At 69.4% G+C, this 12,418-nt stretch carries 11 protein-coding genes; 6 read left to right on the top strand and 5 right to left on the bottom strand.

Annotated elements, in window-relative coordinates:
* Positions 1-8 precede the first annotated feature (8 nt).
* The gene (locus ACWAT3_RS07675) at positions 9-1,421 is read right to left on the bottom strand and encodes a cell division protein PerM (protein WP_460797231.1); all 1,413 of its coding nucleotides are present in this window, start codon (positions 1,419-1,421) and stop codon (positions 9-11) included.
* A gap of 90 nt (positions 1,422-1,511) precedes the next feature.
* Between ACWAT3_RS07675 and ACWAT3_RS07670 the strand changes: the two genes are divergently transcribed.
* Positions 1,512-2,936: an NCS2 family permease gene (locus ACWAT3_RS07670; RefSeq protein WP_460797229.1), complete on the top strand. Its 1,425-nt coding sequence runs from the start codon at positions 1,512-1,514 to the stop codon at positions 2,934-2,936.
* A 166-nt stretch (positions 2,937-3,102) separates the two neighbouring features.
* Here the strand turns inward: ACWAT3_RS07670 and sucD are convergent, their stop codons facing one another.
* The gene (gene sucD, locus ACWAT3_RS07665; RefSeq protein ID WP_460797228.1) at positions 3,103-4,005 is read right to left on the bottom strand and encodes a succinate--CoA ligase subunit alpha; all 903 of its coding nucleotides are present in this window, start codon (positions 4,003-4,005) and stop codon (positions 3,103-3,105) included.
* A gap of 18 nt (positions 4,006-4,023) precedes the next feature.
* Positions 4,024-5,190, bottom strand: coding sequence for an ADP-forming succinate--CoA ligase subunit beta (gene sucC, locus ACWAT3_RS07660; protein WP_460797226.1), 1,167 nt, complete (start codon positions 5,188-5,190; stop codon positions 4,024-4,026).
* 130 nt (positions 5,191-5,320) lie between these two features.
* Between sucC and ACWAT3_RS07655 the strand changes: the two genes are divergently transcribed.
* On the top strand, positions 5,321-5,983 hold the full coding sequence (locus tag ACWAT3_RS07655; RefSeq protein WP_460797224.1) for a TetR/AcrR family transcriptional regulator: 663 nt from the start codon (positions 5,321-5,323) through the stop codon (positions 5,981-5,983).
* 55 nt (positions 5,984-6,038) lie between these two features.
* Positions 6,039-7,274, top strand: a complete 1,236-nt coding sequence (locus ACWAT3_RS07650; RefSeq protein WP_460797222.1) for an acyl-CoA dehydrogenase family protein — start codon at positions 6,039-6,041, stop codon at positions 7,272-7,274.
* Between the two features lie 82 nt (positions 7,275-7,356).
* On the opposite strand, the gene ACWAT3_RS07645 is transcribed toward ACWAT3_RS07650, so the two are convergent.
* A complete protein-coding gene (locus ACWAT3_RS07645) occupies positions 7,357-7,869 on the bottom strand; it encodes a hypothetical protein (RefSeq protein ID WP_460797220.1) in 513 nt (170 codons plus the stop codon).
* 65 nt (positions 7,870-7,934) lie between these two features.
* Between ACWAT3_RS07645 and ACWAT3_RS07640 the strand changes: the two genes are divergently transcribed.
* The 3 genes from ACWAT3_RS07640 (at position 7,935) to ACWAT3_RS07630 (ending at position 11,293) form a co-directional block, all read left to right on the top strand.
* The gene (locus ACWAT3_RS07640) at positions 7,935-9,386 is read left to right on the top strand and encodes a phytoene desaturase family protein (protein WP_460797218.1); all 1,452 of its coding nucleotides are present in this window, start codon (positions 7,935-7,937) and stop codon (positions 9,384-9,386) included.
* 62 nt (positions 9,387-9,448) lie between these two features.
* Complete coding sequence (locus ACWAT3_RS07635) at positions 9,449-10,498, top strand: ATP-dependent DNA ligase (protein WP_460797216.1); 1,050 nt, start codon at positions 9,449-9,451, stop codon at positions 10,496-10,498.
* A gap of 39 nt (positions 10,499-10,537) precedes the next feature.
* Positions 10,538-11,293, top strand: coding sequence for a hypothetical protein (locus ACWAT3_RS07630; RefSeq protein ID WP_460797214.1), 756 nt, complete (start codon positions 10,538-10,540; stop codon positions 11,291-11,293).
* A gap of 3 nt (positions 11,294-11,296) precedes the next feature.
* Here the strand turns inward: ACWAT3_RS07630 and ligD are convergent, their stop codons facing one another.
* Positions 11,297-12,364 (bottom strand): non-homologous end-joining DNA ligase, encoded by a 1,068-nt coding sequence (gene ligD / locus ACWAT3_RS07625; RefSeq protein ID WP_460797213.1) that lies wholly within the window; start codon positions 12,362-12,364, stop codon positions 11,297-11,299.
* Positions 12,365-12,418 lie beyond the last annotated feature (54 nt).

Here is a 12,418-nt window from a genome sequence, read left to right as displayed (position 1 = left end):
CGGTCAGTCTACCGGCGGCCGGGCGTGCCCGAGTCGCCGCGGTGCCCGCGGAAGAACTCCGACTCCTCGATGGGGGCGGTCTCGTCGTCCGGCGAGGCATCCGGCGAGGCATCCGCCGTCGGGGATGCTGCGGAGCGCGGTGCTGTGACCGGCTCGTCGACCGCGAACGGCGAGATCCCCATCCTGGCGGTCCAGCGATCGGTGCGCTCCTCGGCCAGCTCGTCCCGGTTGCGCGGCGACAGCAGCAGGATGCCGGCGCCGATGAGCACCTCAACGCCGATGGCAAGGGCGACCCAGCCGGGGTGGGGCCCTACCTCGGCCAACCGGCCGGGCCCCATCGACCCCGAGGCCACCAGCGCGGCGAGTGCTGCGACGCCGGCGGACAGCAGCGCCATGCCGGATGCGATCGCGGCCCGCGGCATCCATCCGGTCGCCGACTGCTCCCAGACCAGGCGCGAGCGCACCATCCAGCCGGCCACAGCCCCGGCGGCGACGGGAATCAGGATGACGATCAGCATCCAGACCGAGCTGGCCTCGGGGATCAGCCCGAAGATCGGGATACCTGGCACGACGCCGAGCTGCGTGCTCGCCGGCGACACCGCTGTGCCGACGCCGACCGCGAAGCCGGGGCCGGCGAGCCAGGACACCGCCCAGACGACGGCCGTAGGCAGATAGACGAGGTGGCCGAGCGTGATGACGGTCGCACCCAGCGCATCGACCCTGGCCGCTTCGAACAGCGTCACGACCTCGCTGCCGCGCAGCAGGACCGACAGTGCGAGCGACAGCGCTCCGACGCCGGTGAGGATCACGGTGACGATCGCGGTGCCTCTGATCGCCTCCGCCACGACGGGCCCGTTGTCGCCCCATCCGTCGACCGCGTCATGGACGCGATCGACGATTCCCTCATCGCCCTCGCGCCACGCCTCGACCACGGCTCCGCCCAGGGCACCGGCCAGGTAGAACGCGGCGGGCAGCAGGATGCCGAGCACCGGCGACGTGCTGACTCCGGCGACGTGCGAGGTGAGGGCGACGACGGCCGCGATGGCGGTGAACGCCGCGGTGCCGGAAAGCACGCCGATCCCCCACGCGCCGGATCGAGCGGCCCTTCGACCGGATCGGGCGGCGGCGAAGTGCGTGAACAGCAGGAACGCCATCGGCGCGACGGAGAGCGCGAAGGCCGCGGCATCCGATCCGATCCCGACCGCGACGAGCATCTCGTCCGACAGGGCGACCTGCAGCGGCACAGCGTGCCCGAACTGCCAGAGGATGCCGGTCGCCGGCCAGAGCGCCCCCCAGTCGGCGCCGGCGCCGAAGGCGAACGTCCACAGCAGCGTCAGCGGTGCGAGCAGCACGACCAGCCCCACGGCGGCCGCGATGGCGGCATCGACGGCGGCGAGGAGCGCGACGAGGAGGCGTTGCATGACTCAACGAGACTACGACGAGTTGCCGACAGTCCACCGGGGGCGCGCGCGACGCCCGCGACACGATAGCGTTTCTGCGGAGGTCCCCCGATGACAACAGCCCCTGCTCCCGCTCAGACACAGCCCGCGGAGCCGAAGAACGCCCTCGACAGGTTCTTCGAGATCACCCAGCGCGGATCGACGATCGGCACCGAGGTCAGAGGGGGTCTCGTCACCTTCGTGACGATGGCCTACATCGTGATCCTCAACCCGATCATCCTGTCGACGCCCGATATCGCCGGCGACGTGCTCCCCGGCCCGGCCGTGGCAGCCGCGACCGCGCTAACCGCCGGTGTCATGACGGTGCTGTTCGGTGTCATCACGCGCCTCCCGTTCGCGTTCGCGGCCGGTCTCGGCATCAACGCGTTCGTGGCGTTCACCGTCGTCGGGTCCGTGACCTGGGCCGAGGCGATGGCGCTCGTGATGATCAACGGCATCGTGATCGTCCTGCTCGCCGCCACCGGCCTGCGCAAGATGATCTTCGACGCAGTCCCCGTGCAGCTCAAGCTCGCCATCACGGTCGGCATCGGCCTGTTCATCGCCTTCATCGGCTTCGTCAACGCCGGATTCGTCACCGCGACGGGCAACGCGTCCCCGCCGGTCGATCTGGGCATCGGCGGATCTGTGGCGAGCGTCCCGACGCTGCTGTTCGTGATCACTCTGCTGCTGGGCGGCGTCCTCATCGCCCTGCGCATCAAGGGCGCGATCCTCATCGCCCTCGTCGGCGGCACCGTGATCGGTGCGCTCATCAACCTCATCTGGAAGGTCGAGGGCCTCGGCTTCGACTTCTCCGGCGGCATCGTCGGTCTGCCCGATCTCAGCCTCATCGGCGCCGTCGACTTCGGCTTCGATCTCGGCAAGGTCAGCTTCGTCGCCCTGGTCATGTTCGTGTTCACGCTCGTGTTCTCGAACTTCTTCGACGCCATGGGAACCATGACGGGTCTCGCCAAGGAGGCCGACCTCGCCGATGAGAAGGGCGACTTCCCGCGCATCAAGTCGGCGCTGGTCGTCGAGGGCGTCGGAGCGATCGTCGGCGGTGGCACGTCATCGTCGTCCGCGACCGTGTTCGTCGAGTCCGGTGCCGGCATCGGCGAGGGCGCACGCACCGGCTTCGCCACCGTCATCACCGGCGCGATGTTCCTGCTCGCGATGTTCTTCACCCCGCTCACCGCGCTGGTCCCCGGAGCGATCGCCGGCGCAGCCCTGGTGCTCGTGGGCGCCATGATGCTCTCCCAGATCAAGCACATCGACTTCAGCGACTTCCGGGTGCTGCTGCCGGTGTTCCTGACCATCACCGTCATGCCCATGACGTACTCGATCGCCAACGGCATCGGCGCGGGCTTCGTCAGCTGGATCGTCGTGAACGCGTTGTCCGGCCGCGCGAAGACGATCCACCCGCTGCTGTGGGTCGTCGGCATCGGCTTCGTGCTGTTCTTCGCCCGCGGTCCGATCGAGGCCGCGTTCGGCGTCGCCTGATCGTCACCAGCGCGCCGGAATCCGCAAGACCGCCTGGGATCAGGACGAATCGCACCGATTCGTCCTGATCCCAGGCGGTTCTTCTGTTCTCGGGAAAGACAACTGCCCCGGACATGACGAAGGCCCCGGGGTGGAGCCCAGGGCCTTCGTCGTACAGTCTACCGCGTCAGAGCGCCTCGACGATGGCGCGCATCAGGTCGGCCGTCTCGGACGGCGTCTTGCCGACCTTCACGCCGGCAGCCTCGAGGGCTTCCTTCTTGGCCTGTGCGGTTCCGGCCGAGCCGGAGACGATCGCGCCTGCGTGGCCCATCGTCTTGCCCTCGGGGGCGGTGAAGCCCGCGACGTAGCCGACGACCGGCTTGGTCACGTGCGCCTTGATGTAGTCCGCGGCGCGCTCCTCGGCGTCTCCGCCGATCTCGCCGATCATGACGATCGCCTTGGTCTCGGGGTCGGCCTCGAACGCGGCGAGCGCGTCGATGTGCGTCGTTCCGATGACCGGGTCGCCGCCGATGCCGATGGCGGTCGAGAAGCCGAGGTCGCGCAGCTCGAACATCATCTGGTACGTCAGCGTGCCCGACTTCGACACGAGACCGATCGGGCCCTTGCCCGTGATGTTCGCCGGTGTGATGCCGACGAGCGCCTCACCGGGGGTGATGATGCCGGGGCAGTTCGGTCCGATGATGCGGGTCGTGTTGCCCTTGGACTGCGCGTATGCCCAGGCCTCGGCCGAGTCGCCGACCGGAACGCCTTCGGTGATCACGACGAGCAGCGGGATCTCGGCATCGATGGCCTCGATCATCGCGCTCTTCGTGAAGGCGCCGGGGACGAACGCGATCGACACGTCGGCGCCGGTCTCCGCCATCGCCTCGGCGACCGAGGCGAAGACGGGCAGCTCGACGGCGTTGCCGTCCTTGTCGGTGTGCGACACCGTGGTGCCGGCCTTGCGGGCGTTCACGCCGCCGACGACCTGGGTGCCGGCCTTGAGCATGAGAGCTGTGTGCTTGGTGCCCTCACCGCCGGTGATGCCCTGGACGATGACCTTGGAGTCCTTGTTGAGGTAGATCGACATTTCTCTGGTCCTTCTCTCTCAGGCGTTGGCCAGCTCGGCGGCCTTGTCGGCGCCCTCGTCCATCGTGGCGGCGAGCGTCACGAGCGGGTGGGCGTACTCGGCGAGGATGGCACGGCCTTCTTCGACCTTGTTGCCGTCGAGGCGGACCACGAGCGGCTTCGTCGCAGCGGATCCGAGCGTCTCGAGCGCACCCTTGATGCCGTTCGCGACGGCGTCGCAGGCGGTGATGCCGCCGAAGACGTTGACGAACACGCTCTTGACCTGCGGGTCGCCGAGGATGACATCGAGGCCCGCGGCCATGACCTCAGCCGATGCCCCGCCACCGATGTCGAGGAAGTTGGCGGGCTTCACGCCGGCGTGGTTCTCGCCCGCGTAGGCGACGACGTCGAGCGTCGACATGACCAGACCTGCACCGTTGCCGATGATTCCGACCTCGCCGTCGAGCTTGACGTAGTTGAGGCCGCTCTTCTTTGCCTTCGCCTCGAGCGGGTCAGCGGCATCCTTGTCCTCGAGCTCTTCGTGCTCGGGGTGGCGGATCTCGGACGCGTTCTCGTCCAGCGTGACCTTGCCGTCCAGCGCGATGATGTCGCCCGACTCGGTGCGCACCAGCGGGTTCACCTCGACCAGCGTGGCATCCTCGCCCTTGTAGACCTCGAACAGCTTCACGAAGACGTCGGCGACCTTCTCGACGAGGTCCTCGGGGAACTTCGCGGCGCGGGCGATCTCGACGGCCTTGTCCTTGTCGATGCCGGTCAGCGGGTTCACCTCGACGCGGGCGAGCGCTTCGGGCTTCTCGACCGCGAGCTGCTCGATCTCCATGCCTCCTTCGACGGAGCACAGCGACAGGTAGGACCGGTTGGCGCGGTCCAGCAGCACCGAGAAGTAGAACTCCTCGGCGATCGCCGCTCCCTGCGCGACCATGACGCGCTTGACGACGTGGCCCTTGATGTCCAGACCGAGGATGGCCTTGGCCGCCTCGTACGCCTCGTCGGGAGTCTTGGCGACCTTCACGCCGCCGGCCTTGCCGCGACCACCGGTCTTGACCTGAGCCTTGACGACGACCACACCGCCGATCTTCTCGGCTGCCGCTTTCACCTCCTCAGGAGTGTCCGCGACGATGCCGGCGAGAACCGGCACCCCGTACTTCTCGAAAAGGTCTCGTGCCTGGTACTCGTAGAGATCCACGTGCAGTCCTTCGCTGGTTGCGGCGGGTGGGACGCGACAAGAATGTCGGTTGCCGATAGATGAATCGACCCGAGAAAACAGCCTACTACCGTCTGTCATCAGCCTTTCGCGCCGGTCTAGGCTTCTCGCTATGCACGAATCCGCAGAACCGCGCTCCGTCGTCGTCGCCGCCGCGCTCGAACTGTTCCAGGCGCAGGGCTACGACCAGACCTCCGTCGAGCAGATCGCCAGGGCTGCCGGCGTCAGCCGCTCGACGTTCTTCCGCCAGTTCGGCGGCAAGGAGGACGTCGTCTTCGCCGATCATGAGGTGCTGCTGACCGAGTTGCGCGGATTCCTCGCCGAGGGTCACGACGACCCGTGGGCCGCGGTGTGCGAAGCATCCGAGCGAGTGTATTCGCACTTCGCGCACGATCCGGAGATGGCCCGTCAGCGCTACCAGATCGTCCGGCAGGTGCCCGCGCTGCGCGAGCGCGAGATCATCACGGTGTTCCGCTACGAGCGGCTGTTCGACGAATATCTGCGCTCCGCTCTGCCCGGAGTCGACCCGTTGGATGCCGTGGGCTTCGCCGCCCTGGTGACGGCGGTCCACAACCACGTGCTGCGCCGGCTGCTGCGCGAGACCAAGAAGGTGCCGGTGTCGACCCTGCAGGCCGCGCTGGTCGATGTGCGCCGCCGGTACGGCGTCGGGGCGGATGCCGTCGAATCCGCCTCCGATGACGTCGTCGTCGCCGTCTTCCCCCGTTCGATGCCCGTCGCCGAGATCACCCGTCGCCTGGGGGCCGAGCTGAGCTGAGACTCGGTGCCCTCTGGCGTGAAACCGAGTGCCGTCAGCGGGTAGAGTGGCGCGCATGAGCGATGAAGCCACCTCCTTCCCCGGCGAGCGCGTCCCCGGCTACGACACGACCAGTCGCCGCGACAGTGACTACTACGCGGTGTTCGCCGACATCCCCGCCGCCGACCGCGCCGCATGGGATCGCGCGAAGGCGTACGTGGACGAGGTCGGCCCCCGCATGGCCGAGGCCTGGGATCGCGGCGAGTACCCGCTCGACGTCACCCGGCGGATGGGCGAGATGGATCTCGTCGTCGACGGCATCGACCATCCGAAGCTCACCCGGTTCTCGCCGCTGGCGGCGGGGCTGGTCAACATGGAGATCTCCCGCGGCGACGGATCGCTCGGCACGGTGCTCGCCGTTCAGGGCGGGCTCGCCTTGCGCACGGTCGCCCTCTTCGGCAGCGATGAGCAGCAGGAGCGGTGGCTGACGGCACTGGCCGACGGATCCGTGCTCGGATCGTTCGCCCTCACAGAGCCGGACCACGGCTCCGATTCGGTGTCGCTCGAAACGGTCGCCCGCCGGGACGGCGACGTCTGGGTCATCCGGGGAACCAAGAAGTGGATCGGCAACGGCGCGTCCGGCGGCATCACCTTCGTCTGGGCCAGGGTCGACGACGCGGATGCCGCGGAGCACGGCGCCGTGCGGTGCTTCCTGGTCGAGCAGTCGACGCCCGGATACGTCGGCACTGTGATCACGGGCAAGGGGTCGCTGCGCGGCATCCACCAGGCGCACATCGTGCTCGACGACGTGCGCGTTCCGCTGGATGCCGTCCTCCCAGGCACGCACAGCTTCAAGGATGCGTCGACCGTGCTCTACGCGACCCGATCCGGCGTCGCGTGGTCCGCGCTCGGCCATGCGACCGCCTGCTACGAGGCGGCGCTGTCCTACGCGCTGCAGCGCGAGCAGTTCGGCAAGCCGCTGGCGAAGTTCCAGATGGTGCAGGAGCGTCTGACCCACATGCTCGAGGACGTCACCGCGATGCAGCTGTACTGCCGCCGCCTCGCCGATCTCGAGACGGCGGGCGAACTGCGCCCCACGCAGGCGTCGCTCGCGAAGTTCCACAACACCCGCGCTGCCCGGCGCATCGCATCGACGGCGCGCGATCTGCTCGGGGGCAATGGCATTCTGCTCGAGTACGGCGTCATCCAGCACATGGCCGACATCGAGGCGATCCACACCTACGAGGGCACCGAGAGCGTGCAGGCGCTGCTGCTGGGCCGCGACATCACGGGTCACTCGGCGTTCGCCTGAGCATCCTGAAACGTACTCTGCGAGGTGAGACAGGCCCTGGTGGGGGCCGTCTCACCTCGCAGAGGAAGTGTCGCGAAGGGCGTCAGCCGTTGCAGCCGCAGGCGCCGGACGGGCCCTTGACCATGAAGCAGACATCGCACACGCCGTAGTCGCGCTCTTCGAGCTTCGTCGCACGGACGGGCTTCGCTGCCGCAGCCGACCGCGGCGCCGCCGCGGTGCGGGAACCGGGCGTGCGCTTGGTGGAGGCCTTCAGCGGCGTCGTCTCGGCGTACGCGCTCGGATGCGTGACGAAGAAGTACGGCGCGCGTCCCTCGCTCGGCTGCAGCCGGAGCGTCGTGGAGCCCACGACGATCTGCTCCCAGGACTCGAAGCCGTTCGTGTAGGTCTTGCCGATGTGCAGCGGTGCCCCTTCGCCGACGCGGACGGCCTCGATGTAGCGGCCGCGGTCGATGAAGGACGAGATGCCGACGGCATCCGCGATCGACGTGATGAATGCGTGATTGATCGGGTCGATCCGGTGCGCACGCAACGCCTCGGGAAGGTTGCGGTACGGACGGGAGGTGCCTGCGGGGGTCGGCCCCTGTACTTCGTTCATTACGTCAAGGATCTCACGGACTCCGCGTCCGCACGGACCGTTCTCGGGCGTGCAAGACTGGCCCCATGGTGCGCGCGACGATCATCGGCAGCGGTCCGAATGGGCTGGCTGCGGCCGTGGCGATGGCACGTGCCGGCTACGAGGTGCGCGTCCTCGAAGCGGCAGCCACGATCGGCGGCGGCGTGAGGACGCTGCCGTCGACGATCGCGGGGTTCCAGCACGACGTGTGCTCTGCCGTGCATCCCGTGGCGCCGACCACGCCGTTCTTCCACGCCTTCGGTCTCGGCGAGCGCATCGAGTGGATCCGACCCGCGATCTCGTACGCGCACCCGCTGGATGACGGCCGCGCCGGAATCGCCTGGCGCGACATCGAACGCACGGCTGCCGGGCTCGGCGCCGACGAGCGCGCCTGGCTGAGCAGGCTGCGTCCGCTCAGCTCGCACATCGCCGGCGTCATCGACTTCACCGGCAACCAGATGATGCGGGTTCCGCACGACCCGATCACCTCAGCGCGCTTCGCCCTGCGGATGCTGGAACAGGGCACGCCGCTCGCCGCGCGCGCCTTCCGCACTGAGGAGGCGGCCGCGCTGCTCTCCGGAGTCCTCGCGCACGCGAACACCCCGCTCCCCTCGCTCGCCGGGTCGGCGGCGGGTCTCATGCTCGCCGCTCACGCCCATGCGGGCGGCTGGATGTACCCCCGAGGTGGCGCGCAGCGCATCGCCGACGTCCTGGCCGAGGACATCAGGACCCACGGCGGGACGATCGAGACGGACGTCCACGTCACCGATCTCGAGGCTCTCGACTGGGGCGACCCGACGCGCGGCGATGTGCTGCTGCTGAACACATCGCCGCGACTGTTGCTGACGCATCCGGACGTCCCGTCGCGCTACGCGCGCGCGATCGACGCGTACCGGTACGGGCCGGCCGCGGCCAAGGTCGACTTCGCACTCGACGGGCCGGTGCCGTGGGCGAACGCCGACGTCGCGAAGTCTTCGACCGTGCACCTCGGCGGCACCCGCGCCGAGGTCTGGGCCAGCGAAAACGCGGTCGCCAACGGCCAGGTCAGCGAGCGCCCGTACGTGCTCGCCGTGCAGCCATCCGTGCTCGACGACACCCGTGCCCCCGAGGGCAAGGCTGTGCTGTGGGCGTACATCCACGTGCCGCAGGGCTCGCAGCTGGATGCCACCGAGCTCATCACCCGCCAGGTCGAGCGCTTCGCGCCCGGCTTCCGCGACCGCATCCTCGCGCACCATGCGGTTCCGGCATCCGCGCGGGAGGCGATCAACCCGGCCGAGATCGGCGGCGATATCCTCGGCGGCGCGTTCACGCTCGCCCAGGCATTCCGGCGCCCCACGCTGTCGATGGTGCCATGGCGGACGCCGATGCCCGGGGTGTACCTGGCCTCGGCCTCCACTCCCCCCGGCCCCGGCGTGAACGGAATGGCCGGCTGGCACGCGGCCCGCACGGCCCTGGCCGATGCCGGCACACCGGTGTCGCTGCCCGACCTGTTCGGCTGACGTGCATCGGCGGTTCGGTCGCACGGCTTCCCTCGCGGTCCACCCGCGTCCATGATGGCTCCATGGCCTACGACATCCCTGCTCCGATGCTCGCCAAGGCGGCATCCGCCGTCCCGGACCCCGCGAAGACGCCGGGCGGGCTGCTGTACGAGCCCAAGTGGGACGGCTTCCGCGGCCTGCTCTCCTGGGACGGCGAGTCGCTCGAGATCGGCTCCCGCGGCGCGAAACCGCTGACGCGCTACTTCCCCGAACTCGCGGATGCCGCAGCGGATGCGCTCCCCGGCCCCTGCCTGCTCGATGGCGAGATCGTGGTCGCCACCGGCGAACAGGGCACGCAGCGGCTGGATTGGGAGGCGCTCAGCCAGCGCATCCATCCGGCGGCGTCGCGCATCGCCAGGCTCGCGGCCGAGACGCCGGCGATGTTCATCGCGTTCGATCTGCTCGCGGACGGCGATGAGCAACTCCTCGATCGGCCGTTCCGCGAGCGCCGGGAGCGGCTGGAGCGACTGTTCGCCGGCATCCCGCACCCCTTCCACCTGACCAGGACCACACGCGAGCGCGACATCGCCCAGCGCTGGCTGGCCGAGTTCGAGGGTGCGGGTCTCGACGGCGTGGTGGCGAAGCCACTGGATCAGCCGTATGCGCCTGGCAAGCGCACGCTCATCAAGATCAAGCACGCCAGGACTGCCGACGTGGTGGCTCTGGGATACCGGATCCACAAGTCGGGATCCGGCGTCGGCTCGCTGCTGGTCGGGCTCCACGATGCCGACGGCGTGCTCCGCCAGGTCGGCGGAGTCGCTGCGTTCAGCGATGCGCGGCGGCAGGAGCTCATCGACGAGCTCGCTCCGCTCGTCGAGCGGGATGCCGAGGGGTCCGCCGTCACGGGCGAGGGCGAGCGCAGCCGGTTCGCCGGCAGCAAGGATGTGTCGTTCGTGCGGTTGCGCCCCGAGAGGGTGCTCGAGGTGCGGTACGACCAGATGGAGGGCGCGCGCTTCCGCCACACGGTGCAGTTCGAGCGCTGGCGTCCAGAGCGGGATGCCCGATCGTGCACGTACGCGCAGCTCGAGACGGTCGCCGGCTACGACCTGGACGATGTGCTGGAGCGCGTCTGACCGCCGGGTCCCCTACGCTCGGAACCTGAGGGGGCGCGCATGAGCGGAGAATGGCGGGTCGGCGTGGCGGCGGCGGCGGTGCTGCTGGGCATCGGCGGGGCGGTCTGGGCGGCGTTGACGGCCGCGCCGGACATCATCGGCGCGCACTCCTGGTCTGACGCCCCGTCCGTGGTGTGGTGCGCACCCCTGGCCGTGGTCTGCGTCGTGATCGCAGCGCTCGGGTCGCGGACGCTCGCCCGCGCGGATGAGTGGCTGGACGACGTCCCAGCGAAGTCGTATCTTCCTGCGGTCGCTCGATTCGCCGGTGTCGCCCTCGGCGCGCTCGGGGCGGCGGTGACGACCGACCGACTCGGATGGCGGATCGCGGCCGGTGCGCTCGCCCTGGCTGCGATCGTCTTCACGGTGCTCCGCGCGCGGATGCTCAGGTCCGAGATCCTCGATACGCGCGTCGAGCGCGCGAGGATCGACGCGCTTCTGACTCACGGGCGCCGCGTGCGCGCCGAGGTGGTCGAGGCCGAGTTCACCCAGGTGTGGGTGGGCGCGATGATGCTGTTCGAGGTGATAGCCGAGTACACGAGCCGCTCCGGCTCCCACCAGGTCCGCGAGCGGCTTCTCACCGGGATCGACGACGCGCCCGCTGCAGGCGGCACCGTGCTGCTGTGGGTCGCCGCCGACGGATCCGCCCCGACCGACGTGGTCATGCAGACAGATCCGGACAGCATCCGCCATCCGGACCCGTCCGCCCTGCTGCCCGTGGTGGAGCCGCCGTTGGCCCGCCGACGGTGGCTGGCCTGACGATCAGTCGCCCACGCGATCGCCGTTCTCATCCCAATTCTCGGCGACCTTCTTGCTCGGCTGCACTCGGGGCGGCTCCCCCGGCATCTTGGGGAACTCCGGCGGGAACGAGAGCTCGCCGAGACCGTTGTCGACGTCCCGCTGCCACCACTCCAGCAGCGTGTCGATACGACCGGGCGCTGCCTGCAGATCGGCCCAGGGGTCGCCGACGTCGGCAAGGCGCTGGGGAATGCTGCGCACCGTGAAGCGCTTCGGGTCGACCTCGTCGAGCTCGTCCCAGTGCACCGGCGTGGACACCGTGGCGCCCGGCAGCGTGCGCGGGCTGTAGGCGCCGGCCATCGTGCGGTCGCGGTTGGCCTGATTGAAGTCGACGAAGATGCGCTCGCCCCGCTCCTCCTTCCACCAGCTCATCGTCACCCGGTCGGGCATGCGTCGCTCGAGTTCACGACCGGCGGCGATGACGGCGTGCCGGACGTCGAGGAACTCGTGCTCGGGGACGATCGGGCAGAACACGTGCAATCCGCGGTTGCCGCTCGTCTTGATGAAGGGCTCGAGCCCGCCCTCGCGCAGGACCTCTCGCAGCCCGTGGGCGGCGACGACGGCATCGGCGAAGTCCGTGCCCGGTTGCGGGTCGAGATCGATGCGCAGCTCGACCGGGTTGTCCGGGTCGTCGGCGAGCGATGCCCAGGGGTGGAACACGATCGTGTTCATCTGCACCGCCCAGACGATCGCACTCGGCCGGTTGATGACGATCTGCGGGTGACGGCGCCCGCTGTTGTACGCCACGGTCACGGCGTCCACGAAGTCGGGCGTCCCCTTGGGCGGATTCTTCGAGAAGAATCCCTCGCCGCCGATGCCGTCACGGAAGCGTTCGAGCGACACCGGGCGGTGGCCGTTGGCGTTCAGGAACGGCGTCGCGACCTGCTGAGCGTATTCGGCGAGCTCGGCCTTCGTGATGCCCCCTTCGCCCGCCGACGGCTCCGGCCACACCACTCGGTTCGGACTCGAGAGGGCGATCTCACGGTCCCCCTCGGGGTCGGAGACGGTCAGCGTGACGCGTTCGGAGGCCATGCGTCGACCCTATTGCGAACCGCGATCATCGACCAGAGGGCCACGGCCTCGGGC

Source organism: Microbacterium sp. GXF0217, assembly GCF_054798195.1.
This window is presented reverse-complemented; position numbering and strand designations above follow the sequence as displayed.

Coding starts and splice junctions, on each gene's coding strand:
- ACWAT3_RS07645 (WP_460797220.1), bottom strand. CDS start 7,869: ATGAACGAAGTACAGGGGCCGACCCCCGCAGGCACCTCCCGTCCGTAC.
- ACWAT3_RS07650 (WP_460797222.1), top strand. CDS start 6,039: ATGAGCGATGAAGCCACCTCCTTCCCCGGCGAGCGCGTCCCCGGCTAC.
- ligD (WP_460797213.1), bottom strand. CDS start 12,364: ATGGCCTCCGAACGCGTCACGCTGACCGTCTCCGACCCCGAGGGGGAC.
- ACWAT3_RS07655 (WP_460797224.1), top strand. CDS start 5,321: ATGCACGAATCCGCAGAACCGCGCTCCGTCGTCGTCGCCGCCGCGCTC.
- ACWAT3_RS07630 (WP_460797214.1), top strand. CDS start 10,538: ATGAGCGGAGAATGGCGGGTCGGCGTGGCGGCGGCGGCGGTGCTGCTG.
- ACWAT3_RS07670 (WP_460797229.1), top strand. CDS start 1,512: ATGACAACAGCCCCTGCTCCCGCTCAGACACAGCCCGCGGAGCCGAAG.
- ACWAT3_RS07635 (WP_460797216.1), top strand. CDS start 9,449: ATGGCCTACGACATCCCTGCTCCGATGCTCGCCAAGGCGGCATCCGCC.
- ACWAT3_RS07640 (WP_460797218.1), top strand. CDS start 7,935: ATGGTGCGCGCGACGATCATCGGCAGCGGTCCGAATGGGCTGGCTGCG.
- ACWAT3_RS07675 (WP_460797231.1), bottom strand. CDS start 1,421: ATGCAACGCCTCCTCGTCGCGCTCCTCGCCGCCGTCGATGCCGCCATC.
- sucD (WP_460797228.1), bottom strand. CDS start 4,005: ATGTCGATCTACCTCAACAAGGACTCCAAGGTCATCGTCCAGGGCATC.